Consider the following 25572-nt stretch of genomic DNA (forward strand, 5'->3'; position numbering starts at 1 on the left):
TTTGTAAACCCTGACCCACAAACCCACTAACAGCGCGGCAAAAATCCTTTCTAATCAATGCCCGCCCCTGTGAATAGGGACGGTTTTTGTGAAGCGCGGGGCGGTTTTTGTGCGGGCTGAGTCGCAAACTGGGCGGCTGGAGACGGTTTTTGTGTGCATCGGGGCGGAATTTGGGCAGCGCGCGCTTTTTGCGGGGCGGTTTTTGTGCAATCCGACGGGATGAAACCGGGGCGGTTTTTGTGTTGACACGCTTTTCGCGCCTGTTAGAGTGCCGGGACAGTAGCCGAACCGAAGAATGGACAATCAAGATTTCACCGTCACCCCTCAGCAACTCGCGCTGGACATCTACGAAGATATGTCCGGACAAGGCGCGGCTATTTGCGAGGCGACGCGCGACATCGGTTTTCTGCGCAACAACATCTTTACGCGCGTCGGCGGCCTCGGGATCGCGGCGCGGCGCGTGCTCGACGCCGCGTATTTCATCGTCGCGACAAAAGCGCCCGACGAACTGATCGACGACAAGGTCTACACCTTCACCGCAGACGTGAACTACTTCAAGTGGCTGATGCGTTACGACAGCCGCAATCACAGTCACCTGATCGCGCAAATGAGAGCGGCCGCGCGCGCGCGCGTCGAAATCATGACGGCGCCGTCCATCGAGGAACTGACGGAAAAGGACTCGTGGGGCACCATCAGTTTGCTGGGTGACTGCTACATCGAGCGGAACGTTGTCTGCGTGCTGCTTTCAGGGCGCGTCATCAAGTATCTGATCAGCCCCTACAAGGCCCACTGGTTGAGCCTGCGCGCCTCGACGGCCTTTTCGCTGTCGCTCGCGCGTGCGATCTATGACCGGCTGATCCCGTGCGAAGGTCACGGCGTGACCGAATGGTTCCCGTTCGAAGAGGTGCTCGAATGGCCGGGCAAGGTGGGCGAGTCGCGCAAGGAAGTGAAGGAATTCAAGAAGCGGTTCCTGGAGCCGGCTATCGACCAACTCAATGAAGTCTCGGACTTCGACGTGAGTTGGGAAGCCAACGCCGACCGCGCCACGCGCGACAAACTCAAGATTCGCTTTCGCTTCACGAAGAAGCAGGGCGCGGATGCGGCGCGGGCTGGCATCGCCGACGAGATGTACCTGCTTCTGCACAACGAATTCGCGTTCGACACGCCGGACTTCGAGCGCCTCGCCAAGCGCCGCGATGTGTGGACGGACGAGCGTCTCGAACAGGCGATCGAGTACACGCGCTTCAAGCTGAACGAAGGCAAGGTCACCGTGAGCCCGCGCGGCTATCTCTTCAAGGCGCTGGAAGGCAACTATCGTATCGGCGATGCCGACCGCAAGATGGCCGCGATCAAGGCCCGGCAACTCGAAGAAGAGAAGAAAGGCCGGCGCGAGCGCGACGCCGCGCAGGCGCAACTCGAAGCGACCATTCAGGCGCAGAACGATTCCGCGAAAGCGAAGATCAGCGAAGAAATCAGGGCAGGGCGGGAGTTCTTCGAGTCCGCGGATGCGCAGTCACGCAAGGAGCTGTGCCATTCGTTCGTCAGCCAGCTGATTCCGCAACGGCTCATCGAGAAACAAGGCCTGTCGCGCGAATCGTTGAGCGCGGACAACATCCTGACGGTCAATCGCGTCGTCGCCGATGCGTTCTGCTCGCACGTGTACGTCAAGATGAAGAAGGCGCGGTCGAACTGACTCGCCGCGCCGGCTTCATTCTGTCGGCGGTGCCGGGTCGCTCAGCGGCTTCTGGCACGCCGCAAGCGCAGCGCCGAGCGCAAGCATGGCCGCCGAGTAGACGAGACCGCGACTGAGCCCGCCGCTGTCCGAAATGCGCCCGATTACCGTGGGACCGACGATCTGCCCGACCGCGAAGACGATCGTGAACGCGTTGATGCCGCTCGCCCATTGGCTCGCAGCAAGGTTGTGCCGGACGAAGGCCGTCGTCGACGCCACGGCGGATAAGAACGTCGCGCCGAACAGCAGACCCGATGCGAACGCGGCCACCGGATGCGCGAGCAGGGCGGGGACGAGCGTCGCCACGGCAAGCAGCGCGTTGAGCAACGCGAGCGCCTGACCGCCGCGCACCCGGTCGAGCAGTCCCGACCACACGCGCGCCGAGACGACCGTCGCCAAGCCGAGCACCACGTAAAAGCCGCTGACGACGGTCGCGGTCATGCCCGCCGTGCGCAACAACGCGACGATGAACGTCATGTACCCGATATAGCCGACGCCGAAGCACCCATATCCCGCGAGCGCGAGGATATAGCGCCTGTGCCGCACCGGCCGATGCGCCGCGACTGGCGCTCCGCGTGGTGCCATCGGTGGCGCAGATGCGGAGTCGATACGCCGCGCGGCCCAGACTGCGGCGATTCCGCAGAGCGCGCACGCTGCCGCGAGCGCGAACCAGGCGTAGCGCCAGCCGTGCGTATCGGACGATATCGTCAGCGGGACGAGTATCGACGAAACCGCGATGCCCCAACCCGTGCCGCCGTAATACAAGCCGATGATGAGCCCCGAATCGCGAGGCGAAAGCGACGCGAGGCGGGCCGCCAGCACCCCGCCGCTCACGAAGACGAGCGCGCTCGCGGCGCCGGTCACGACCCGCAGCAGAAGCAGCCCGTTGGTCTGCGTGACCGCGCCGCTCAATGCCATCAACACCGCCGTCGCGAAACAGCCGGCGACGAAGAGCGTTCGCGGCGCGGGCCGTTGCGACAGCCGCCAGAACGCAAACGCGCCGAGCAGATAGCCGAGCGCGTTGGCCGTGTTCATCGCGCCGGCCTGCGCGAAGTTCCATCCGAGGTCGAGCTTCATCGGAGGCAGAAGCAAGGCATAGGCGAAGCGTGCGAACCCGAGCGCGATCGCGCTGCCGAGCGACAAGGCGACGGCGAGCCGCCGCGCGTGCGAACGGCTTGTCGATGCGCTCGCGAGCTGCGGCTGCGCTCGAGGTCCTGCGCCGCTGTCGAAAGTCTCTGGATTTCGCACGCTCGTCGCTTCTCCGGCTCGCTTGAATCGCTGATGGTGCGGCTTATGGTAGCGCGTCGAGCTCGCCTGTACCGTTCGCTACGCCGTCCATCGTCGAGATCACGCGATGAGAAGTTACATCGGATGCGCGGCGACGAAATTCTTGAACGCCGCATACACCGGCTTTTGGGTGACGCCGTCGTTCATCAAGAGACCGTAGTTGCCTTCGCCGCCGACCGGATCGTCGTAGAGCTCGTAGACCTGGATCGCCTGAAGGTTGTAGCGCGACGCCACCGCGACGAACTGCGCCATCATCGTGTTGCCGACCATGTACGACGCGATCTGCGCGTCCGAGCCGTAGGACGGGCGCACGCCGAACTCGGTCAGCCAGATGGGCTTGCCGAACGCCTGCAATGCGGCGAGCACGTCGTGGCAGCCGGTGCCGCCGCACGCGCGCGTGATGTCGCCCTGCTCGGAATACCAATGCCAGCCGGTGATGTCCCACGTGACTTTCGGATGCCCCGCCGTGCCGTCCGGCTGCGTGCCGTTCCAGAGCATGTCGTCGAAGCCGTAGTGCAGCCACGTATCGCCGCCGATGATGATCTTGCCGTTCGTATCGACCGATTTGATGCCGGCGATCATGCCGCGTATCACGCCGCGCGCCTTCTGGAAGAGCGCATTGTCGAACTGTTGCGGATAGACGCCGTCCACGTTGCCGACCAGCGTCATCGCGCCCAGTTCGTTCGACACCTCGTAGTACGGGTACCGATACGACGTCGCCGTCTGCTGGCCGAGCGCAAAGCCCGCGCTGTACGCGTCCGTCTCGCTGTTGAACGTGCGCGGGTCGGACAACAGCACCGGAAACACCGTCACGCCGCCTGCGGCCATCGACCTTGCGATGCCCGCCAGCTTCGTGGCCGTGGCCTGGCTATACACCTCGTTGCGGTACAGCTTCGCGCCGAGATCCTGCAATTGCGAAAGCTGGCGCGCGGGAGTCGAGATGTCGTAGGCGCCGCCTTCGTTGTTGTGGCCATTGGCGCCATAGAAGATCGATGCAGACGCATTGACCGGCGCGGGTGCGCTTACCGGCGTGCTCGCGCTCGATCCTGTCGAGTTGTTCAGGCTAACGGGCGCCGCGTTGCTTGGCGTCGCCGTGCTGTTCGCCGAAGTGCTCGCCGCGGTAGCCGCCGTGGAATTCGCTGCGGACTGCGTGGTGGTTGTGCTGCTTGGATACGCGACGGCAGCGCCGCTTCCCGAGTACGAAGCCGATGAAGCCGCGGAAGCCGCATCGCTGCCCGGATTGCTGACGGCGGTGCCGGTGGCGGCGCTTTTCGCTGCACCCGCCGTGCCGTCGGCTCCGCCGCCGCCGCCGCACGCCGTCAGGAGCGCGGTGATCGCCAGCGCTACGGCGAACAGGGCGCACGGGCGCGCCTGGAAAAGAGCGCGTGCATTCGAGTTGATCGTCATCATGATGTCACTTAGGAATGCTGATCGAGGCCGCGATCGCCCAACGCGAAAGCGCGAGCCGAATGTCCAAAAGACAACGGATGGATGAGCGGACCATCGCGCGGCCAGCCCGATCGGCGATGCAAAGGGAAAGTGCGGCGGGATGAGAGACGCTGTCCCGCTTGGTGTTCGGACGTAACTACGGCCGGAAAGGGCGGGACTTTAGGGTCCGGTGTCGTCAAATTTGCGCGGACGGCGCGCACTGAACGAGCCGGGCCGCCAACGTTTGCTTGACCCGGCGGGAAAGCGGAAATATGTGCCGGAAAACTGCGGCCGATACCGCTATCGGCGAGCGCCGGCTACGTTTGTCGACCGTGCGCCCGTCTGCCAAAGCGGCGATGCTTATTGACGGCTCGCCGAAGCCGCCGGAGCGGGATCGGCCGCCGCGGCGGTTGTGGTTGCTGTTCCGGCGGCGGAGGCTGTCTGCGACGGCAATGCCGGCAATCCGGGCGGCGGGCCGCTGTCGGGCAAGTTGAAGAACGGCATGGAACTCGGGCAGCGGAACGTGGTGAGCAAATCGCTCGTGAGCGGGTTCGCCACGCTGCCGGCCGTCGCGATATCGAGCACGGCCTTGCGGCCCTCGAAGCCGAAGACCACGCGCGTGCGGCCCGGCGTCGCCGTCGGCACGACTTCGCCAAGACGCATCAGGCGCATGAGCGCCCACGGGCCGTCGGCTGCGATCGTCGATGTATCGGCGCGGATGCGCGGGCTCGCTGTCAGTTCCGCATGGACGCCGCCGCGCGGGCCGGGCCAGCTGATGCGCGTTGGCGCGACGGGGCCGTGCTGGTAGAGCGCGTTCTGACCGTCAATGTCGATGGAGAGGCTCAGGATCGTCGGGTCGAGTTCAGCGATGCGGAGGTCGGCTTTCCAGGGCGCAGCGTCATTCAGCGTCGCATTCCGTGTGCAGCGCGACGCGCAACGCGCGAGTACGTCCCTTGCTAACGACTCCGATACCGACGCCCCAAGGAGCCCCCATGTCCGACCCGACCCAACCCCAAAGACCTACCCCCGAGCAAACCGAAATCGCGAGCGGCACGCCGCCCGCGCGCACGCCGGAGACGCTGCCTGACAACACCGATCTCCAGCCGGACCAGAACCCCGTGCGCGGCACGCCCGACATTTCGAAGCCCGGCGCGGACGGCTAAAACTCACACGCGATGCGCACCGCGGCCCGGCACAGAGGCGGCCGGGCGCCTGCGCCCATCATCAGCACTCCCGCGTTTTCGCACCCTCGTTCTGCCGGCTGGCATCCGCGATGCTAAAGGCAAGCAGCACTTCCCAGGAGAATAGCGATGAACAAGACATCCGCGCGGGATTCGACATCCCTCATGAGCCGGGCGATCGCGTGGCCCGTCCGCACTTTCAAACGCTTCAGCGCCGACCGTTCCGCGCCGATGGCCGCGAGCATCGCGTTCTATTCGGCCTTCTCGCTCGCCCCGACGCTCGTCATGGTGATTGCCGTGGCCGGACTCGTCTTCGGCGAAGAGGCCGCGCGCGGGCAGATCTTCCATCAGGTGAGCGGCATGCTCGGCAAGGACGCCGCCGCGAGCGTGCAGACCATCGTCGAGCACGCGCACCGCAGCGGCGGAGGCGGCATCGCGGCGGTCATCTCGTTCGTGCTGCTGGCCGTGGGCGCGTCCGCTACCTTTTCGTCGCTCAATACGGCGCTTTCCGTCGTATGGCCCGCCGAGGACAAAGAGAAGTCGGGCGTCGCCACGCTCGTCAAGGTGCGGCTGATTTCGTTCGGCCTCGTGATGGGCGTCGCGTTCCTGTTGATCATCTCGCTCGTGCTGGATACGGCGGTGCAGGCGGCCGGCAAATGGGTGTTCGGGGAATCGCCGCTCGTCGTCATCGGCGATATCGCGCAGTTCCTCCTCGGCCTTGTGATCTTGTCCTGTGCCTTCGCTGCGTTGATGAAGTATCTGCCCGATGGCCACGTCGCCTGGCGCGATGCCTTCGTGGGCGGCGTCATTGCCGCCGTGCTGTTCTCGGTTGGCAAGAAGCTCTTCGCGCTGTATCTGACGCACGCGGGCACGGCCAACGCTTTCGGCGCGGCCGGATCGCTCGCCGTGCTCATGATGTGGCTGTACTTCGCCGCCGCCGTGCTGCTGCTCGGCGCGGAAGCCGCGGCCGCGCGAGCGGAAGCGCGCGAGGGCAAGCCGACGAAGGAATCGAGCGCAGCCGATCAGCCGGGCGCGCCCGCGATGCCCGCGCCGGGGACCGGCGCATCGAACCATGGGTCTCACGAAGGCGTTCACGGCGCGCCGCACGCGCCGGTGCTCGCGAGCGCGGCGCACGCGCAGCCGGTCGCGCCCGCGCCGCTGCCGCCTGTTCCGCCTGTTTCGCCTGTTCCGCGGTCGACCTCGGGCAGCACGCGCTCGTCGCCGTGGGCGAATGCCGTTGCAAAGGGCGTCCATACGGTGAAGGCCAATCCGATGCGGCTCGCGATCGCGGCTGCGGGCGCGGGCGCGAGTCTCTTCGTGTTCGCGAAAGGGTCGAGCCGGACGCCGGGGCGGCATCATCGGTCGGTGAAGGTGTAGGCGGGCTGGCGTTGTCCGAGCGGATGAGACGGGCGGCTGAGGCTGCCCGAATGACCCTCGCGCCCGTCGTCGTCACGGCGACGCGCGGCGCGCAACCGCTCGCAGGTGATAGGACGCTGGCGTGCGCGAAGATGGACAACGCCCGGTTGCGGTTACATCCGGGCCGATGGAGCGCCCGGAGATCGATGGCGCCGACTCGTTCACGATCGCGGTGATCGCATCTGCGGAAGCGCTGTCGACGTCGCCACGTTAGCGTGGCGCAACACGAGCCGCATGGCGGTGCAGTTCGGGTTCACACGCAAAGACGGCGCGTGCACATCGTTAAGATGCAGTCGGTCGTCCCGAGATGTGCCGGTCATGAATCGCTGCAAGACAGCGCGATCAATCTGGACGGTGAAGAGCGAGCCGTCAAAGAAATGGCGCGCTAGTATGCTGCGCCCCGGCGCGTCAGTTTGTCAGCCGCGCGTCGGTCAGGCAGAACTCGACACCGGGTCAATAGCCGAGAGATGGAGCTTTCTCCCTTCTTTGCACTGAGCCCGTCTTGCGCTCGGTATTAGACAATTGCGACGCTGGAGTGATTTCGGGTGTCTAGCCGCGTCGAAAGGGACCCTGTTGCGAACCAGGGGTTTGTTGCCTTTCACTTCCAGTTGCTCGTGCGTAGGCATAGAAACAAAGGTGCTGGACGTCATTGCGGACGTGACCGGTTCATTGCCGCGTGGGCAGGTTAGAAGGCGACGCACACGCATACATTCATCCGCCGCATTCACTGCCGCGCAGACAACTCCAAAGAGTGGCAAATGGCTTCTTCACAAGCAACTGATGATGGCTACCGCATCGCCAGCTTAGAAAGTGCCCCATCCTAACGGGCTGGCACACCATCGTTAGCTGCCGCGTCGGTAACCTAGCAATTCGTAGGATCCGTTTGACGAGCGACAGCGCGTTGTCGGCCGACTTGGTGGCCTTGGCAAGCTGCTCTGCGCGGCACAACAAGCCGGCAGGCAGCTTGCACATCCATTTACACGCTGCGCCCGTGCAGGCCCCAATCCATCAGCGCGTGCAACGCCCAACCGTCCACGAATCGCTGTCGCCCATCACCGCGCACAACACCCCTCACCGCTTCTCCGGCAACGCATAAGCGATCACATAATCCCCGAGCTTGGTCAAAAACGACCCATGCCCGCCGGCCGCGATCAGCACGTACTGCTTGCCGTTCGCCTCATACGTCATCGGCGTCGCCTGTCCACCTGCCGGCAGACGCGTGTGCCACAACTCCTCGCCGGTATCGGTGCTGAATGCGCGCAGATAGTCGTCCGACGTCGCGCCGATAAAGAACACGTGACCCGCCGTCGTCATCGGGCCGCCGAGCATCGGCATGCCCATCTTGAACGGAAGCGGAATCGGCGATGCATCGCGCGTCGTGCCGATGCGCTTCTTCCAGATCACCTTGTTCGTCTCCAGATCGAGCGCCGACACATAGCCCCAGGCCGGCTGCTTGCACGGCAGACGCAGCGGCGAGAGGAACGGATTTAGCGTCACGCCGAACGGCACGCCGTACTGCGGCTGAATGCCGGTTTCCGCGCCAGTGCCCGACTGTCCGGCCTGCGGCGGCTCCATCGGGTTGTTCGGCCCGCGCGGAATCAGCTTCGAGACGAACGGCAGCGCAATCGGGTTCGCAATCGCAATGCGTCGGTCGGTATCGACGGCAAGCCCGCCCCATTCGAACATGCCCAAATTGCCTGGGAACACGAGCGTGCCTTGCTCAGACGGCGGCGTGAACGGCCCTTCATAACGCAGCCGATGGAAGATCACGCGGCACACGAGCTGGTCGTACATCGTCGCGCCCCACATGTCCGCGCCGGTCAGGTTCTTCTGCGGCCGGTAGGTGAGTTGCGAGAACGGCTGCGTCGGCGACAGGCGATCGCCCTGTGCCGCGCCCTGCGGCACCGGCTGCTCGGGCGCCGGAACGATCGGCTTGCCGGTGCGGCGGTCGAGCACGAAGATGTTGCCCGTCTTCGCCGGCGCATAGATCGCGGGAATGATGTTGCCGTTCGAATCCTTGATATCCGCGATGGTCGGCTGCGCGGGCAAGTCCATGTCCCACAGGTCATGGTGCACGGTCTGATAGAACCACGCGAGTTTGCCGGTCGATGCATGCAGCGCGAGCAGACCGCTCGCGTAGCGTTCCTGTTCGGGCGTGCGATTGCCGCCCCAGATGTCCGGGGTCGAGACGCCCATCGGCAGATACACGATGTCGAGTTGCGCATCGTAGGCAGCGGGCGCCCACGAGTTCGGCGAGTTCATCGTGTAGCCGTGCTGATCGCTCGGAATCGCGTTCGGGTCGCGCGCGCCCGGATCGAACGCCCAGAGCAGCTTGCCCGTGTCCACGTCGAAGCCGCGAATCACGCCCGAGGGCTCGCGGGTGCCGTAGTTGTCCGTCACCGACCCGGCCATGACGATGACCTTCGACGTGATGATCGGCGGCGAGGTCGGCTCGTACATGCCCGGCGTCTTGACCGGCTGCAAGTGCTGCAAGTCGAGCATGCCGTTCGCGGCAAAGCCCGCGCAGCGCTGGCCGGTCGCGGCATCGAGTTCGAAGAGACGGCCATCGTTCACCGGAAGGATCACGCGGCGCGCGCACGCCGGCAGCGACGACAGGTTGTTCGTCTGACGCGCCTGCGCGGCGGCAGGCGTCTCGTAGTAGGAGACGCCCCGGCAAGTCACGTGCTGAAAGCTCGGGTCCGGCTTCAGGTCCGGATTGAAGCGCCATTTCTCCTTGCCGGTCGCGCCGTCGAGCGCGATGGCGTTCTGGTGTGGCGTGCAGAAAAAGAGCGTGCCGTCGACGGCGAGCGGCGTCACCTCATCGGTGATTTCGAGCGGATCGTGCGGGCCTTTCATGTCGCCCGTGCGGAAGGTCCACGCTTCTTGCAGATTGCCGACGTTCTTGTCGTTGATTTGCGAAAGCGGCGAATAGCGCGTGCCGTGCTGCGAATTGCCGTATGCGAGCCAGTCGCCCGGACGGCCGCCGGTCGCCGCCGGCGCAGCCGCCGCACCGGCCGCACTCGACGCCTGCGCCGACACCGTGCCGCTGACCTCTTGCGGATCGTTGAACACGGCGTACACGAGCGCGATGCCGGTCAGAACGAGCGCGGCGCCGAGCGCGAGCCCGCCGCGGCGCACCGGGTTCGTATACAGGCGATACGTGAAGGGCAGCAGCAACCAGATTCCAACGATGACGAGCACGTCCAGACGCGGCGCGAGCGCCCAGAAGTCGAAGCCCGCTTCGGCGACCGCCCATATCAGCGTGCCGAAGAGCAGCACCGCGTACACGATCAGCGCCAGCGTATTGCGCCGCCAGATGAGCCACGCGACGGCGAGCATGAGAATGCCCGCGACGACGTAATACGGCGAGCCGCCGATGGCGACGAGCCATATGCCGACGCCGACCAGATACAGCCCCGACAACGCGAGAAACAACACGGTAACCCATTTGACGACAGGCGACGGCGATCGCGTGTTCGATGGCGATGGCGACGACGGATCAGCGGGCGACCGCGCTGGCGGCGAGTTCGTATTCATTCAACACCTCTGCTTAGAGCACCTTCAGGGACATGCGACGCGAACGGCGGCTGGCATCGAACGTTTATCCGATGCCAAGCGCAATACGCGTTACGCGACGCAGTGCAGCAATCTATGCGCCATCGCCGTCTTTCGATCCCGGCGCAAGGATGTTCGGCAGCACCGGATTCTCCGGCTGCGTGTAGCGCTCTTCGACGGCCTTTCGAATCGCTTCGATGCTCTCCTTCGCCGAAAGGCCCTCGTTGGCTTCGACGGCTTGCGCTTCGTCCGCAAGGGACGTATCGCCGATCACGTCGCGAAACCACGTCGAATAGTCGCCCTGGCGCAGATGGAACATCCAGGTCTCCTCATCGACGCCCTCGGCGAGTTCGAGAAAGAGCACGAGATTGTGCGCGCGCAGGTTCAGCTTGTCCTCGGGGCCGCGAAAGTAGAAGCTGCGCTCCGGAATCAGCATGCCTTCCGCATATTTGCGCACATGACGGCGGCGCTGCGTTTTCGCGGGCTCCACATGCACGACGACCGGCTCGTCCCAGCCGCCGTCGTCCGCCTTGCGACGCCACACGAGCGCCTGGCCGGGCTTGATATCGTCGGGCAGCGCGCCGGGCGCATCGTGGCCCGCCGCGCGCGCGAACTCTTCGAGCGAAGTCTGCGCGCCCGGACCCGCGCCGATGAACACCGTCACGCGATCCAGGAGACGCGGCGAAAGCTGCTCCGGATGCACGGTGACGAAAAGCGCGGGCGCGAGCTGGTCGGGCAGCACTTCGTCGGCCGGATTGATGCTGGCGGGAAAGAAGTGATGCGCCTCGTCGAAGAGCATCCAGTGCGGGCGGCCGGTGAGCGCGCGCGATTTCTGCATGTGCGCGAGCACGCTCGCGCAGTACGCGGGCCGGTCCGCGAACGTGACGCGCATGAGGTTCACGAGCACGGACTGGCTCGGCTGATGCAAAAGCCGCGTGATGTCGTCGGCTTTCGGCGCGGTCTCGGCATCGCCGATGGGCAGCGCGTTCTCGAACGTATCGAAGTCGCCTTCGGGATCGAGCGCGCAGAACTGGTAGCCGGCCGCCACGAGCCGCTCCATGAGACCCGTGATGAGCGTGGACTTGCCGCCGCCCGATTGCCCGGCGATCAGCGCGACGGTCCGCTGCGGCGCGAGCGTTTCAGCTTCGCCCCCTTCTTGCTGCGAATCGCCGTTGACGCGCTCTCCGAGCAGCACGTTGCGCCGCGTGACGCGCTCGCTCGCGGCGGCCAGATCGTCGGCCAGAATCGCGTCGATCAGTTCGGTCACGCCCGCGCCGCATTCGCTCTTCAGCACGATATCCGCATGCGACTTCAGCGCGGGAATCGCGTTGCTCACCGCCGCCGACATCTCGCACGCATCGAGCAGCGGGTGATCGTTCTGCGCGTCGCCGACTCCCACGGCATTGCGCGGCGACAGCGAGAGTTCATCGAGCGCGGCGAGCAGGCCGCTCGCCTTGCTGACGCCGGGCGCGAGCACCATCACGGCGTCGCCGTTATAGACGACGTGCAGATCCAGCCCGAGATCGCGGATGGCGGCGTGCGCCTGTTCGTCGTAAGGCCGCACGGTCGCGACGAGCGTCTGGCTCACGCCGAGATGGCGCACGCCGGCCTTCTTCATCGCCTCGACGAACGCGGGCGGCGGCGGCGGCGCGAGCAGCTTGCGCTCGCGCGTGACGGGCGAATAGATCACGCCGCCGTTTTCCGCGACGATCAACGTGAAACGGTCGACGCGGTCGCACAACGTGAGCAGATCGTCGAGCTCACGGCCCGTGACGAGAATCATGTGACGCCCCGACGCGCGCAGGCGGTCGATGGCGTCCCACGTAGCCTCGGAGACGCGGCCGTTCTCGGCGAGCGTGTTGTCGTAATCGCTGGCAAGCACCATGAATCGCATGCGCGTGTCCTCTCGTTAAGCGTCCTGTTCGATGAGCGATGGCTGCGCGCAACGCGCCGCGCGGGCATCGACGAGACGCTGATACACATCGACGTAATCGCGCGCCATGCGCTCTGCCGTGAAGCGCCGCTCGAAGGTTTCGCGGCAGCGGCGGCGATCGATTTGCGGCAGACGCGCGAGCGCTTCTACCGCTTCGTCCTCGTTGCGCACGACGAAGCCGTTCACGCCATCCTCGATGATCTCCGGCACCGAGCCGCGCCCGAACGCGATCACGGGCGTCCCGCATGCGAGCGCCTCGATCATCACGAGGCCGAACGGCTCCGGCCAGTCGATCGGAAAAAGCAGCGCGCGCGCTTGCCCGATGATTCGGCTCTTGCCCGCATCGTCCTGCTCGCCGACGTATTCGATCAGCGGCGCTTCGACGAGCGGCGCGACCGCGCTCTCGAAGTACGGGCGGTCGGCTTCATCCACTTTCGCGGCGATCTTGAGCGGCATGCCCGCGCGACGCGCGATGCGAATGGCCGCATCCGGTCCCTTGGCTGGCGCGATCCGTCCGACGAACGCGAGATGGTCGCCCGCGCGTTCATGGAACGGATAGAGTGTGTCCGGCAAGCCGTGATATACGGTGCCCGCCCACGCGAGCCACGGCAGCGGCGCGCGCTGCGCGTTCGAGATGGAGACGAGCGGAATATCGGCGAAGCGGCGGTACATGGGTTCGAGTCCCGGCACGTCGAGCCGCCAGTGCAGCGTCGTGACATGCGCGCACTGCATGCGGCGCGCGAACGGAAAGCTCTGGTAATCCGTGTGGAAATGCACGATATCGAAGTGCTTCGACGCGGCGACCACGTCTTCGAGCATCGCGAAGTGGAAGGCTTGCGGATCGGCGGTGTCCTCGACGAGCCGCACGGCGCAATCGCTTCCCGCGACCAGCTTCGCGCTCGTGCGCGAGTCCGCGCTCGCGAAAAGCGTCACGTCGTGACCCAATGCCACGAGTTCTTCGCTGAGATAGGAGACGATCCGTTCGATGCCGCCGTAACGTCGTGGCGGCACACTTTCATGGAGCGTTGAGACTTGAGCGATGCGCATGGTGGTTCGTGTCGAAGGTCAGGCTTCCAGCGGGTCGGTATCGGCGGCGGCGATAAAGGCGTCTGCGCTCGCGCGGCTTTGCAGCAGATCGTGATACACCGCGAGATAGTCGCGCGCCATGCGTTCGGACGAAAAGCGCTGCTCGAACGTCTTGCGGCAGCGCGCGCGGTCTATCGCGCCAATGTCGCGAACGGCGCGCACGGCTTCGTCCACATCGTCGACGATGAAGCCGTTCACGCCATGCTCGATGACTTCGGGCACCGCGCCGCGCCTGAACGCGACGACCGGCGTGCCGGAGGCCATCGCCTCGATCATCACGAGACCGAACGGCTCTTCCCAGTCGATAGGAAAGACGAGCGCACGTGCGTTCGCGAAGAGCGCGCGACGCGTCTCGCCGCCCACTTCGCCGAGATACTCGACGAAAGACTCCGATTCCGCGATGAGCGGCCAGATCGTCTCCTTGAAGTACGCGCGCTCGCCGGGATGCACGGCAGCGGCGATCTTGAGCGGCAGCCCCGCGCGACGCGCGATCTCTATCGCGCGGTCGATGCGCTTTTCCGGCATCACGCGGCCGACGAAGAGCAGATAGTCGCCGCCTTCGCGCGAATAGCGCATCTCATCGAGCGCAAGGCCGTGATGCACGGTGGCCCGCCAGTTCGCGTGCGGCGCGCCGCGGCGCTGGCTGTCGGAGATCGAGACGAGCGGCGCATTCGCGAAGGTCTCGAAGAGCGGACCATGATCGGCGGGAAGAAGACGCCCGTGCATGGTCGTGAGCGATGCGCATGCGAGAAAGCGCTGCATCGGCAGATGAATGGGCTCGGTGTGAAAGTGAATCACATCGAACTGCGATGAACGTTCGATGACAGCTTCGAGCTGGCGCAGATGATGGCTCGTCGTATCCCACACGCGTTCGTCGCGCCAGAGCGCCGTTGGCGCGCTCGCATGCAAGCGGGCGCGCGTTCTCGAATCCGCCGTGGCGAACAATGTGACTTCATGCCCGAGGGCGACCAGTGCTTCCGTCAGATAAGAAATGATGCGCTCGGTGGCGCCGTATGCGATAGGAGGGACGCTCTCGTAGAGCGGTGCGACCTGTGCGATTTTCATTGTGCGTTCCGCATTGACCGTATGCGATTCGGTTAGCAATCAGCAGGCCGACGCGCGCGCGCCGGGCGAGACAACGGCACGCTGCATGCTGCATCGGGAGTCGCCATGCAACGAGGAGGAAGTCATGACCAAGGTAGCCGAAGTAATGACACGCGGCGTGCAGACCATCGCGCCCAACGAGAGCATTCGCCGCGCGGCCGAACTGATGGACGAACTCAACGTCGGCGCGCTTCCGGTGTGCGACGGCACGCGCCTGAAGGGCGTCGTGACCGACCGCGACATCGTGGTGCGCGCGGTGTCGGTGGGCAAGGAGTCGTCGTGCGCGGTGCAGGACGTGGCGAGCGAACCCGTCGAATGGTGCTTCGAAGACGACGAGATTCACGACGCCATGCGCAGAATGGAGCAGCTGCAGATTCGCCGCATGCCTGTCGTGGACAGCGAAAAAAACATCGTCGGCATGCTCGCGCTGGGTGATATCGCGATCTATTCCGACGGGGAAGTGTCCTCGACCATTCAGGCCATTTCGACGCCTTCCGTACCCGACAGATAAGGACACGTTAGCCCGTTCGATCTACAGCGGATTGCCGTCCTCCGGCGTCTTCAGGCGATCGTTCTCGCTTTGCGAGCCGGGCGGCGTGCCGGGTTTGGTATCTGGCGTCGCGTCCGGCGCGCGGTCTTCGGTCGGGCCGCGCTTCGGGTCATCCGCCGGGTTCGTCGGAATGTTTTCGTTGTGGCCGGGAATCGGCTGGCTCTCGATGTGGCCATCCTCCGATACGGCGCTTTGCGGGTCTTGCGTTTTCTGGTTCATGGTCAGGTCTCGCTGAGTGGAAGTCGTGTTCAACGGCAGCAAGCACCGTTCCGAGAGTTGAGAACCGCGAGGGGCACGGCCTTTGCTCGCCCACTCACTTCGTGCGCTTCGCGCTTCAATCAAGACCATCGGGGAAACATGCCTCAGACATCATCCAGCGCCTTGTCATCGGGCAAACTGCTTGCCGGCTCCGTCGCGGCTGCATCGCTCGGCGTGGCCGCGTGGGCTGCGCTGCGCGCCCGCCGCGCCGAGCGCGATCATCCGCCGGTCGGGCGCTTCATCGACGTGGACGGCGTGCGTCTGCATTACATCGACGAAGGCGAAGGCCCGGTCATCGTGCTGTTGCACGGCAATCTCGTCATGCTGCAAGACTATGTGGCGAGCGGACTCTTCGACCGGCTCGCGCAACGGCATCGCGTGATCGCGTTCGACCGTCCCGGCTTCGGCTTCAGCGAACGTCCGCGCGATCGCGCATGGACGCCGCAGGCGCAGGCGGCGCTCTTTCAACAGGCGCTCAAGCGCATGGGACTGACGCGGGCGGTCGTGGTCGGCCAGTCGCTCGGCTGTCTCGCCGCGCTTTCCATGGCGCTCGATCCGCGCATCGACATTCGCGGGCTCGCGCTGATCAGCGGCTACTTCTATCCGAGCGCCCGCTTCGACGTGCTGCTCACCGCGCCCGCCGCGATACCCGTCATCGGCGATGTGATGCGCTACACGGTCTCGCCCATTGCCGCGCGTCTGATGATCAATCCGAACCTGCGCCTGATGTTCGCGCCGCAGCCCGTGCCGGACGTGTTTCGCGAGATGCTGCCGCGCGAGTTGCTGCTGCGTCCGTCGCAAATGCGCGCGATCGGCGAGGACGCCGGCTACATGGTGCCGGCGGCGCATGACTTGTCGCGGCGTTACGGCGAAGTAAGCGTGCCGGTGCGCATCTTCGCGGGCCAGGACGACACGATCGTCGATGCGGATTCGCAGTCGGGACGGCTGCACGGAGACATCGCGCAGAGCACGATCACCGTGGTGCCGAATCGCGGGCACATGCTTCACTATGATGAAGCGGGCCGCATCGCCGATGCCATCGAGGCCATGGCCATCGAGTGACGCCGATCAACGCGCCTGTTCGCGCAGGCGCGGCTGCCGCAGGTCGGCCCAGTCGAGCTTGTCCCACGCGACATCGAGCGGCTTCTGCGCGAGCCTCTTTCGCAAGGACGCAGGCGAAAGCGCCATCGCCATCCAGCGCATCACGCGACTCGCGAAGCCGTGCGTCTCGATGCGCACCGCGGCGATCACCCAGTCGCCGCCGCGGTTCTCGGCCAGCAGCGCGGAGATGCGGCCGACGCGCCGGCCATCCATCGCGGTGACGCGCAGGCCGACGAGTTCATCGAGATTGACGGTCTGCATCAGCGCGCTCCGGGAATGCGGTCGATGGTCCGCTCGCGCAGCCAGCGTTGCCAGTCGTGCACGGGCGTGTCGTCGGCATCCACGTCGAGTTCGATATCCACGGCGACCTTGCGCACGTCCTTCCACGCAATGCGATACGGTGTGGTCTTGTGGCCCGCGCCGATACGCGCGAGCAACGCGCTCATCAGCCGATGCGCCCGCCTGCCGAAGCGCCGCGCCATGACGATCATACCGGTTTCGATGAACACGAGCCTCGGCAATTCGCCGTCGCGCAGTTCGGCGACGAGGCCATCCACGCGTCCCATGCGCACGCCGTTCTTGTCGACGAGCTGCTTGTCGAGGATATCGTGCACGACGTCCATCATGTGCCTCCGAAGTATTCGAGCGGGATCGTGACGATGCCGAGCACGAACGCGAGCGCGGTAATGGCGATCACCGCCACGTTGGATATCGGTCCGTTGCAGTGCTCGCCCATGTAGTGCTCGTCGTTCATCAAGACGATGAACGGCACCACCATCAACGGCAAGTTGACGGCGGTGAGCGCCATCGAGAATACCGTGAGCTTGAGCGGATCGGCGCCGGCGGCAATGGGCAACGCGCCGAGCAGCAAGGCGCAGGTATAGACGAGGCTGAAGCCGGGATTGGCGCGCGGCGGGCAGTCCTGCCCCCAGTTCCAGCCGAACGCCTGCGCGAAGAGATACGCTTCGAGCAGCGCGACTTCCAGCGCCGCGCCGAGCGATGCAATGCCGAGCGACGCCACGAAGAGCACGAATCCCCACATGCCGAATGCATCGACGAGAAGCAGCGGCAGTTGATGGAAGTCTTCGACATCCAGAATGCCGCGCCCGTTGAGCACCTGCGCCGCCACGAGGAGCACGGCCGCCGAGATCACGCCGCCGAACAGCATGCCCAGTGCGGCAATCGCGCGATTGGGCCAGAGATAGCTGCGGTCCCAGCGGTCTTCTATTGCGCCCGACGAATAGAACAGGAAGAGCGTGGGCGAAAGCGACGCGCCCAGTATGCTCGCGGCCATGAACCAGTACGTCGCGGCGTGTTCATGCGGGCGGCTCGGCACCGCAGCGGCGGCCACCTGCGTCCATTCGGGCCGCAGCCGGATGATCGCGACGACGAAGCACAGCGTGACGAGGCCGAGCAGCGAGATGCCTTTCTCCAGCATGCCGAACGTGCCGCGCCACAAGAAAAGCCACGAGAGCAGCGCGACGGGCAGCGCCCACCATCGATACGAGATGCCCGTCGCGAATTCGAGCGCCACCGAAACGCCGCCTATCTCGGCGCTCAGTACGAGAAAGCTCACGATCACCGTCGAGATGAGCGGCAGCGCGAGCAGCTTGATGCCGAAGCGGTCGCGAATGCCGTCGACGATGGTGTGTCCGCTCACCGCCGCGAAGCGTCCCGACATTTCGGTGAGGAACGCGATGCAGACCGTGCCGAGCACGACGGTCCATAGCAATTGATAGTGAAACGCGGCGCCGGCCTGCGCGGCAGTCGACATCTCGCCCATTTCGAGGAAGCCGCCGACGCTCGTCACGATGCCGAGCGATATCTCCAGCAGCTTCTTCATGACGCGTCACCGGCTTGCGCGCGCAGCCACGCGTCGAGGCGTGAGGCGGCGTCATGCATCGTCGAGCGCGCTTCGGTGACGCGCGCGCGGTCGCCGGATTCGAGCGCATTGCGCGCCGTATCGAAGGCGGCCTGTACCGCGTGAACCTGCGAGGCGGCATCGGCGGGCGCGTGCGCGCGTTGCAGGTCGCCCGCTATCTTGCCGATCTGTTCGCTGGCCGAATCGACCGAGCGTCTGGCGTACGACGACGGCGAGCTGCCGTCGAGCCACGAGTCCATCCACTGCGACGCCGAGCGCGCATACGACAGCACGATGCGGGCATCGGAGGCGGCATCGTCGGACGACGAACACGCGGCGCATGCCAGCGCGAGCGCGACAACGAGCGGCGCGAGCGACAGTGAACGGAAGGGCTTCATGGCGCCGCAGCGAGCAAGGCGCGTTCCTTCGTCGCCTTCGTTCAGAGCCAGCGCGCCAGCACGGGCACCAGCACCGGCACGAGAAACGAGGTGAGTATGCCGTTGAGCCCCATGCCGAGACCGGCGAACGCGCCCATCTGCTGGCTCACCTGAAAGGCGCGCGCCGTGCCGATGCCGTGCGACGCCACGCCGAGCGCGAAGCCACGCGCTTCCGGCTCCGCGACGCGCAGCGCGTTGAGAATCACGCGCGCGAACACGGCGCCGAACACGCCCGTCGAGATGACGAGCACCGCCGTCAACGACGGTATGCCGCCGATGGACGTCGCCACTGCCATCGCGATGGGCGTGGTGGCGGACTTCGGCGCGAGCGATGCAATCGTCTGTCGCGATGCGCCGAGCCATAACGCGATAGCGACCGCCGATACGATCGCGGTCATCGACCCGGCGAACAGCGCGACGAAAAGCGGCGCGGCGAGCCGTCTGAGGTTGCCCAGTTGCCGGTAGAGCGGCAACGCCAGCGCAACCGTCGCGGGCCCCAGCAGAAAGTGCACGAACTGCGCGCCTTCGAAATACGTCGGATACGGCGTGCCGCTGATCTGGAGCACTGCGACGATGAGCGCCACCGCGATCAACACGGGGTTGGCCAGCGGATTGAAGCGGCATCGCGTATAGACGGACTGCGCGATCAGATACGCAAAGAGCGTGATGGTCAGGCCGAGCAGCGGCGAGGCCGCGAGGTAGACCCATATCGCGTTGAGCCGTGGGATCGCGCTCATGACGATTCGTCTCCCGCCTGGCGGCGCATCAGCGCGCGCATCACGATGGCCGTCACGCCGATGCCGAGCGTCGTGCTCACGATGATCGCCAGCACGACCGCCACGAGATCGCCGCGCACGGCGCTCGCGGATGCCATGATGCCGACGCCCGCCGGAACGAAAAGCAGCGAGAGATGACGCAGCAGTTCGTTCGCGGTCGGCTCGATGGTATCGGCGGCGCGCGGCCGCGCGATAAGAAACGCGAGCAGCAGCAACATGCCGACGACCGGCCCCGGCACGGGAAGCCGGAACACATACGAGACGCCTTCCCCGAAACACTGGAAGAGCAGCAGCACGGCAAGGGAAAGAAGCATGGCGGGACCTGTCGACGTTCACTGCGCGGTGTGCGATGCCAGCAAAGTGCGCTCCCGCAGGCATCGACGATCGTGCCTCCGAACGCAGTGAATGCTCCTAGAATGAATCAGGCCGCTTGCCAGCGCGGCCATTCAGAACGTTTAACGACAAGGAGACAATCATGGCGCCCCGCAGACTGCTTCCGCTGATTCCGCCGCTTCTGTCCTGCCTCGTGGCCGCTTGCGGCGGCTCCGATCATCACGATGCCTACAATGACGCGCCGAAGGTCATCATCGATTCCGACTTCAACACGATGGGCGATGACGGCCAGCTCTTCGCGATGACGAGCCAGTTGATGGGGCAGGGCAAGGTGAATCTGCTCGGCTTGTGCGTCGTGACGGGCAACGACTGGCTCTTGCAGGAAGAAGCCGATGCGCTGAAGGCCGTCGAGCGCATGGGCGTGCAGAACCGGGTCGGCGTGTACGCCGGCGCGAACTATCCGCTTCAGTACGATGTGGCGAGCATTCGCGCGCAGCAGGCCGCGAATCCGAACGGGTACTTCGGCGCGTGGATGCGCCCGGAGCCCACCGACGCGTCGCAACTCACCGCGCCCCCCGACGGCTTCGCGCAGTCGACCAAACTGCAAACGGAAGCCGCCGCGGACTTCATGATCGACAGCATCAAGCGCTATCCGAACCAGGTGACGATCATCGAAGTGGGACCGCCGACGAACCTCGCCACTGCCGTGAAGAAGGCGCCCGAGATCGTGCCGCTCATCAAGCAGATCGTCTACATGGGCGGCGCGATGAACGTGCCGGGCAACGCGAACGCCGTGGGCGAACTGAACTGGTGGTTCGATCCGGTGGCCGTGCGCACGCTGTTGCAGACGACCATTCCGCAGCGCGTGATTCCGCTCGATGTGACCAACACCGTGCCGCTCACCGAAAGCATCTATGACCAGATCGTCAATCCGCCGACCGGACAGACGCCCGTCACGAAGGTCTATGCGGTGGAGAACGCGAATGCTTTCGCGAGCCATACCGATATCTACGACACGCTGACGATGCCTTACTTCCTCGACCCGACTTACGCGACGGAAACGCAGAGCGCGTACCTCGATATCGACACCACGCCGGGCGAAAATCAGGGGCACGTGCGCGTGTATCCGGACGCGCCCGCGCCCGGCGCTTCACCGCTCAAGATCACTTATGTGACGAAGTACGACAACGCCAGGTTCTTCAATCTTTACGTGAACCTGCTGACGAGTCCGGTGCCCGTGAAGTTTCAATGACCGATGGCCAATGACTGATGGCCAATGAGCGATGACCGCGTTGCGCGGTCATCAATCCATGTGTGCCTTGGGCGTGATGGCGGCGGCGACCGGCTCGGCGCTTCTCGTCATCGCGCCTTCGAGCGCGCTGCGGTAGATGTCGAGATACGCGTTCACCATCGTGTCGGGGTTGAAGGTATCGGCGTGTTTGCGGAGCCGGTCGTGCACGGACGGCTCTTTGAGCAGTTCGATGGCTTCGCGGATCTTCTGGATGAGCGTCTCCGGCCGATCCATGTCGAACACGAGACCGGAACGCGGTTCGATGACTTCGGGAATGCCGCCCCGGTTCGCGCCGACGACGGGCAAGCCGTGCGAGTACGCTTCCACGATCACGCGCCCGAACGGTTCGTGCCAGATGGAAGGGACGATGAGAATGTCGATGCTATTGAGGAAGTCGCTCGCCTTCACGTGTCCGAGAAACTGCACGCGCGGGTCGCGATACTTCGTCTTGAGCGATGCGATGTAGCCGGCCTCGCCATTGCCGCCGAACGCGAGCGTCCAGTCGAGCGTGTGATCGGCCGACAGTTGTTCGAGCACGACCTCCGAGCCTTTGTCGCGCGCCACGCGCCCGAGCACGCCGAGCCGCACCGGGCCGCCTTCATAGCGCCGCTTGTTGACGAGCGCCGCGCTATCCTCGCTCGGGATATAGCAGTTGCTCACGACCGCCGTGCGCGACGCGTGCGGGAAGTATCCGTTGTCGAGATGCTTTTGCAGCACGAAGCGGCTCACGCCGATGGCCACTTCCACGCGTGCCGACGCGCCGCGCTTCGGCGCGGAATACAGCGCGCACGATGCGCATTGCCGTTTGCAAGGCTCGGCGTCCGAGAACATTGTCGTGGACGGACACATCAGGTAATAGTCGCGAGCGGTATGCACGATCGGCACGCCCGCGTTGCGCGCCACGCGCCACACGTCCACCGAGAGACACGCGAGATTGCTGGTATGAATGACGTCGGGCTTTTCCTGCGCGATGATCCCGGCGAGCTTGCGCGACATCACGACGTTATAGACATCGAGCGCGTGCCAGGCAAATCTCGCCACGCGCGAGCGTTTTTTTGGCCGATGCGGCCAGTACAGATTGGCGTTACGCAGACGATAGACCTTCACCCCGTTCAATTCGGAAATGCTGTCCATGCCCGTTCCCGTCGCGCAGGCCACGCTGACTTCCATGCCGGCTCTCACGAGGCCTTCGGCGAGAAGTTGCGTCGATACCTCGGCCCCACCGACCTTGTCCGGGTAATACAACGTGTTGACGATGAGAATTTTCACGGCGTTGGAAGTGATATTGTCGTTCTTCTAGAGGCACCCTGGCTGTCACCCGTGAGGCGATGCGGCGAGGGCGAGGAGTGCGCTAACTGTGGTCATCTTCCCCCGAAGACGAACTCGGAATCCACAGGTCCACGTTTCGCTCTGACTCGTAAGCAAGAGTTTAGGATAAGCCAAAAAGCTTGAGAAGGCTCAAAGCGAAACGTAAGGAAATGAAAGTCCTATTTAGTGGAACGAAGTCTTTTTGTCCGATCGTTGGTCGGCAACCATGTCTTATCGAAGCGTCCGACGAATCTGCACGATTTACCCGTGAATGTAACCGCCGTTACTTATGTATCTTGCTACGAAAGGACGCGACATCGTTCGTGGTGACCGGCCGCGCGTCGTTGCCCCACGACGAGCGGATGTAAGAGAGCACCTGCCCGATCTGCAAATCTGACAGACGGCCCGCGAAGCCCGGCATGTTTTGCCGCGGCGGCCCGTGAGTGGTGTCCGGGCTGTTTCCGCCTTCGACGATCAGCCGAATGAGCGACGTCGTGTCCTCGCTGATGACGGCGGGGTTGCCCGCGAGCCTCGGAAACGCCTTCGGCACGCCCTTGCCGGTATCGAGGTGACATTGCGCGCAGAAGGTCGCGTAGACGGCCGCGCCCTGACCGGGCGGCTTGTCGGGCGCGCGCGTCTTGAGGCGCCCCGGCGGCGCGAGCGAGGGATCGAACGTGCCATCGGCGGCGCCGGTCGCGGGCAGCGTCTTCAGATACGTGGCGATGGCGGTGAGATCGTCGTCGTTCAGATACTGCAGGCTGTCCTCGATGGTCTGGACCATGGTGCCGAACGCGATCGTCTTGTCGCCGCCATGCCCCGTCTTCAGGAACGACGCGATCTCCTCTGTCGACATGCGCCCGAGACCCGAGCCCGGATCGCCGCGCAGGTTCATCGCGTACCAGTTGTCGGTGACCGCGCCCGAGAGATATGTCTTGGACGATTCGTCGTAGCCGCGCTCCTGATACGCAAGCCCGCGCGGCGTGTGACAGGCACCGCAATGGCCGGGTCCCTGCACGATATACGCGCCGCGATTCCATGTGGCATCGCGCTCGGGCCGCGGCTCGTACACCTTCTTCGGCGCGATACCCCAGCGCCACACGCGCAGCGCCCAACGCTGATTGAACGGAAACGACACGTCCGTCGGCGGCGGCTTGTAATGCACCGGCGGCACGCCGTGCATCATGTACGCGTAGAGCGCGCGCAAGTCGTCTTCGTTCATCTTCACGAAGGACGCATAAGGCATCGCGGGATACAGTCCCTTGTTGCCGGGCGCGACGCCTTCGCGCATCACGCGGACGAAATCTTCATAGCTGTATTTGCCGATGCCGAGCTCGGGATCGGGCGTGATGTTGCTGCTGTAGATGGTGCCGAACGGCGAGTTCACGCCGAGGCCGCCCGCGTACGGCGCGCCGCCTTTCGGCGCGGTGTGGCAACCGGCGCAATCGCCGATTCGCGCGACATACGCGCCGCGTGCGATCAGTTCGGGCGAGGGCGCCTGTTCCGCCGCATCCGCGACATTTGCCGCCACCGTCATGACCATGACGAGCGATGCGGCCGCGATGCCTCGCATGGTAAGCGATCGGCGCAGGCGGACTCTCGTGAACGAGCGCATGTCAGGACTCCTCGTGCGCCCGCAGGCGAGTGGTTGACGCCGCCGGGCGCGCGGCAGACGTGGCGGACGTGGCGGACGTGGCGGGCGCGAGCGTCGATGCCGGCCGCCTCGCCAGCCAGCGCGCGCCGACCAGTAGCCCGCCGACAAGATAGGCGAGACCGCCCGGCACCCACATCACGAGTCCCCCGAGTTGCTGATCCTGTAGCGGATCGAAGCCGAGCGCGAGCGTGCTTTCGATGCACGACGGATACCAGACCTCGGGCGCGAGCGTCAGCAGGGCGCCGAGCGCGCCGGTATGGACCATCGTGGTGAAGAGCGACAGCATCGCGTGCGCGCTGTGGGAACGCGAGCCGTCCTCCGAGGCGGGACGAAACACGGTCCACCAGAAGAGCAGCGCGGTGCCGAGAAAGCTCGTGTGTTGCAGCGTATGAATCCCTTCGCTGGCGAGCGCGGCTTCGAAAAAGCGCGGCGCGTGCCAGCACCATAAGGCCGCCGCATGCAGCACCCACGCAACGGCAGGCATGGTCAGCCAGCGCCACGGCGTGTTGATCCACGCGCTGCGCGTCACGGCGCTGATGCCTTGCCGCGCGCGCGGAGGAAACGCCCACAGCCACACCGCGAGCGGCCTGCCGATCACGAGCAACGGCGCGGCCACGAGCATGAAGATCTCATGCTGAAGCATGTGCGCCGAAAAGAGCGCCTCGCTTAACGTATGCAGCGGCGACACGAGCGCGATGACGAGCGCGATCCAGCCGGTCACGAATGAAACGAGACGCAGGGCGCGGTCGCGCCGTCCGCGCGCCCCGCGCACGCGAAGCCGCGCATAACCGGCGAGATAGAGTCCGATGCTCGACGCGAGACACACGACGACCCACGGCTCGAATGTCCAGCCGAAGCTCGCGGGGACGCTGCTCGCGCCTGGCGAGACCGCGTGAGCGCACGCGGCATCGGCGAACGCGATCGCGGCGACGCCCGCCGCCGTCCTTGTCAGCAAGCGGAAAGCAGCCATTGCGGTAACGAGATGAAAATGATGCCGATCGACGAGAGCGTGCCCACTCCCGTCGCCACGAGGGCCATGAAGCCTGCGCGCGAGCGCAGCGCGGGCGCGGACGGGTCGGCTTCGCGCCGCGCGCTGCGCCAGCGCCCGAAGGCGAGCAGTGTCGAGAGGACGCTTACCGCGAGACTCGCCACGCTCATGCCGTGCAACAGCAGCATGCTCTGCAAATGGCACGACGGCTCGACGAGCGCGTAGTTCAGGCTCAACAAGCCGAGGAGGACGGACGGTGCGAAGAGGAGAGCGGGCCAGGTCAGCATGATCGCGAG

At 65.1% G+C, this 25572-nt stretch carries 23 protein-coding genes and 1 pseudogene; 6 read left to right on the plus strand and 18 right to left on the minus strand.

Annotated features, from left to right (window positions below):
* The first annotated feature begins 295 nt into the window (after window positions 1-295).
* Window positions 296-1693, plus strand: a complete 1398-nt coding sequence (locus tag NCR34_RS27075) for a RepB family plasmid replication initiator protein (protein WP_248323648.1) — start codon at window positions 296-298, stop codon at window positions 1691-1693.
* Window positions 1694-1708: 15 nt separating this feature from the next.
* On the opposite strand, the gene NCR34_RS27080 is transcribed toward NCR34_RS27075, so the two are convergent.
* The 3 genes and pseudogenes from NCR34_RS27080 to NCR34_RS27090 all read right to left on the minus strand — a co-directional run.
* On the minus strand, window positions 1709-2980 hold the full coding sequence (locus NCR34_RS27080; protein WP_371747475.1) for a YbfB/YjiJ family MFS transporter: 1272 nt from the start codon (window positions 2978-2980) through the stop codon (window positions 1709-1711).
* A 114-nt stretch (window positions 2981-3094) separates the two neighbouring features.
* Complete coding sequence (locus NCR34_RS27085; RefSeq protein ID WP_248324215.1) at window positions 3095-4009, minus strand: glycosyl hydrolase; 915 nt, start codon at window positions 4007-4009, stop codon at window positions 3095-3097.
* A 798-nt stretch (window positions 4010-4807) separates the two neighbouring features.
* A pseudogene (locus NCR34_RS27090) lies at window positions 4808-5335 on the minus strand (type VI secretion IcmF C-terminal domain-containing protein); the annotation flags it as partial.
* A 104-nt stretch (window positions 5336-5439) separates the two neighbouring features.
* On the opposite strand from NCR34_RS27090, the gene NCR34_RS27095 reads away from it, so the two are divergent.
* Window positions 5440-5610 (plus strand): hypothetical protein, encoded by a 171-nt coding sequence (locus NCR34_RS27095; RefSeq protein WP_248323647.1) that lies wholly within the window; start codon window positions 5440-5442, stop codon window positions 5608-5610.
* A gap of 147 nt (window positions 5611-5757) precedes the next feature.
* Complete coding sequence (locus NCR34_RS27100; protein WP_248323646.1) at window positions 5758-7005, plus strand: YihY/virulence factor BrkB family protein; 1248 nt, start codon at window positions 5758-5760, stop codon at window positions 7003-7005.
* 1110 nt (window positions 7006-8115) lie between these two features.
* Here NCR34_RS27100 and NCR34_RS27105 read toward each other — a convergent pair.
* The 4 genes from NCR34_RS27105 to NCR34_RS27120 all read right to left on the minus strand — a co-directional run bounded on the left by NCR34_RS27105 (window position 8116) and on the right by NCR34_RS27120 (window position 14683).
* Window positions 8116-10581: a glucose/quinate/shikimate family membrane-bound PQQ-dependent dehydrogenase gene (locus tag NCR34_RS27105; protein WP_250501355.1), complete on the minus strand. Its 2466-nt coding sequence runs from the start codon at window positions 10579-10581 to the stop codon at window positions 8116-8118.
* A 112-nt stretch (window positions 10582-10693) separates the two neighbouring features.
* The gene (locus NCR34_RS27110; RefSeq protein WP_248323644.1) at window positions 10694-12493 is read right to left on the minus strand and encodes an HAD family hydrolase; all 1800 of its coding nucleotides are present in this window, start codon (window positions 12491-12493) and stop codon (window positions 10694-10696) included.
* Between the two features lie 15 nt (window positions 12494-12508).
* A complete protein-coding gene (locus NCR34_RS27115; RefSeq protein WP_250501356.1) occupies window positions 12509-13579 on the minus strand; it encodes a glycosyltransferase family 4 protein in 1071 nt (356 codons plus the stop codon).
* Between the two features lie 18 nt (window positions 13580-13597).
* A complete protein-coding gene (locus NCR34_RS27120) occupies window positions 13598-14683 on the minus strand; it encodes a glycosyltransferase family 4 protein (protein ID WP_248323642.1) in 1086 nt (361 codons plus the stop codon).
* A 124-nt stretch (window positions 14684-14807) separates the two neighbouring features.
* Between NCR34_RS27120 and NCR34_RS27125 the strand changes: the two genes are divergently transcribed.
* The gene (locus tag NCR34_RS27125; RefSeq protein WP_175943742.1) at window positions 14808-15233 is read left to right on the plus strand and encodes a CBS domain-containing protein; all 426 of its coding nucleotides are present in this window, start codon (window positions 14808-14810) and stop codon (window positions 15231-15233) included.
* 21 nt (window positions 15234-15254) lie between these two features.
* Here the strand turns inward: NCR34_RS27125 and NCR34_RS27130 are convergent, their stop codons facing one another.
* Window positions 15255-15491 (minus strand): MARCKS-like protein, encoded by a 237-nt coding sequence (locus NCR34_RS27130; RefSeq protein WP_248323641.1) that lies wholly within the window; start codon window positions 15489-15491, stop codon window positions 15255-15257.
* A gap of 138 nt (window positions 15492-15629) precedes the next feature.
* On the opposite strand from NCR34_RS27130, the gene NCR34_RS27135 reads away from it, so the two are divergent.
* Entirely contained in the window at window positions 15630-16592 is a 963-nt protein-coding gene (locus NCR34_RS27135; RefSeq protein WP_248323640.1) for an alpha/beta fold hydrolase, read from the plus strand.
* A 6-nt stretch (window positions 16593-16598) separates the two neighbouring features.
* Here the strand turns inward: NCR34_RS27135 and NCR34_RS27140 are convergent, their stop codons facing one another.
* Genes NCR34_RS27140 through NCR34_RS27165 form a run of 6 tightly spaced genes read right to left on the minus strand, consistent with a single transcriptional unit; the run spans window position 16599 to window position 20019 of the window.
* Window positions 16599-16892 carry a PRC-barrel domain-containing protein gene (locus tag NCR34_RS27140; RefSeq protein ID WP_248323639.1) on the minus strand — a complete coding sequence of 98 codons (294 nt, stop codon included), beginning with the start codon at window positions 16890-16892 and terminating at the stop codon, window positions 16599-16601.
* Window positions 16892-17257: a hypothetical protein gene (locus tag NCR34_RS27145; protein WP_248323638.1), complete on the minus strand. Its 366-nt coding sequence runs from the start codon at window positions 17255-17257 to the stop codon at window positions 16892-16894. The genes NCR34_RS27140 and NCR34_RS27145 overlap by 1 nt, the downstream gene beginning before the upstream one ends.
* A complete protein-coding gene (locus NCR34_RS27150; protein WP_248323637.1) occupies window positions 17254-18474 on the minus strand; it encodes an Nramp family divalent metal transporter in 1221 nt (406 codons plus the stop codon). Before NCR34_RS27150 ends, NCR34_RS27145 begins: the two co-directional genes overlap by 4 nt.
* Window positions 18471-18890, minus strand: a complete 420-nt coding sequence (locus NCR34_RS27155) for a hypothetical protein (RefSeq protein WP_248323636.1) — start codon at window positions 18888-18890, stop codon at window positions 18471-18473. Before NCR34_RS27155 ends, NCR34_RS27150 begins: the two co-directional genes overlap by 4 nt.
* Window positions 18891-18931: 41 nt before the next feature.
* The gene (locus NCR34_RS27160; RefSeq protein WP_248323635.1) at window positions 18932-19666 is read right to left on the minus strand and encodes an LrgB family protein; all 735 of its coding nucleotides are present in this window, start codon (window positions 19664-19666) and stop codon (window positions 18932-18934) included.
* A complete protein-coding gene (locus NCR34_RS27165) occupies window positions 19663-20019 on the minus strand; it encodes a CidA/LrgA family protein (protein ID WP_248323634.1) in 357 nt (118 codons plus the stop codon). Before NCR34_RS27165 ends, NCR34_RS27160 begins: the two co-directional genes overlap by 4 nt.
* Before the next feature lie 161 nt (window positions 20020-20180).
* Here NCR34_RS27165 and NCR34_RS27170 point away from each other — a divergent pair, with 161 nt between their 5' ends.
* On the plus strand, window positions 20181-21290 hold the full coding sequence (locus NCR34_RS27170) for a nucleoside hydrolase (protein ID WP_248323633.1): 1110 nt from the start codon (window positions 20181-20183) through the stop codon (window positions 21288-21290).
* Between the two features lie 51 nt (window positions 21291-21341).
* On the opposite strand, the gene NCR34_RS27175 is transcribed toward NCR34_RS27170, so the two are convergent.
* From NCR34_RS27175 to NCR34_RS27190, 4 genes are all read right to left on the minus strand, one after another.
* Window positions 21342-22598: a glycosyltransferase family 4 protein gene (locus tag NCR34_RS27175; protein ID WP_248323632.1), complete on the minus strand. Its 1257-nt coding sequence runs from the start codon at window positions 22596-22598 to the stop codon at window positions 21342-21344.
* Between the two features lie 322 nt (window positions 22599-22920).
* Window positions 22921-24207: a cytochrome c gene (locus NCR34_RS27180; RefSeq protein ID WP_371747474.1), complete on the minus strand. Its 1287-nt coding sequence runs from the start codon at window positions 24205-24207 to the stop codon at window positions 22921-22923.
* A gap of 43 nt (window positions 24208-24250) precedes the next feature.
* Entirely contained in the window at window positions 24251-25258 is a 1008-nt protein-coding gene (locus NCR34_RS27185; RefSeq protein ID WP_248323631.1) for a cytochrome c oxidase assembly protein, read from the minus strand.
* Window positions 25237-25563 (minus strand): hypothetical protein, encoded by a 327-nt coding sequence (locus tag NCR34_RS27190; protein WP_248323630.1) that lies wholly within the window; start codon window positions 25561-25563, stop codon window positions 25237-25239. The genes NCR34_RS27185 and NCR34_RS27190 overlap by 22 nt, the downstream gene beginning before the upstream one ends.
* Between the last annotated feature and the right edge of the window lie 9 nt (window positions 25564-25572).

It is taken from the genome of Caballeronia sp. GAWG1-5s-s (assembly GCF_023631445.1).
In the GTDB taxonomy this organism is placed as follows: domain Bacteria; phylum Pseudomonadota; class Gammaproteobacteria; order Burkholderiales; family Burkholderiaceae; genus Caballeronia.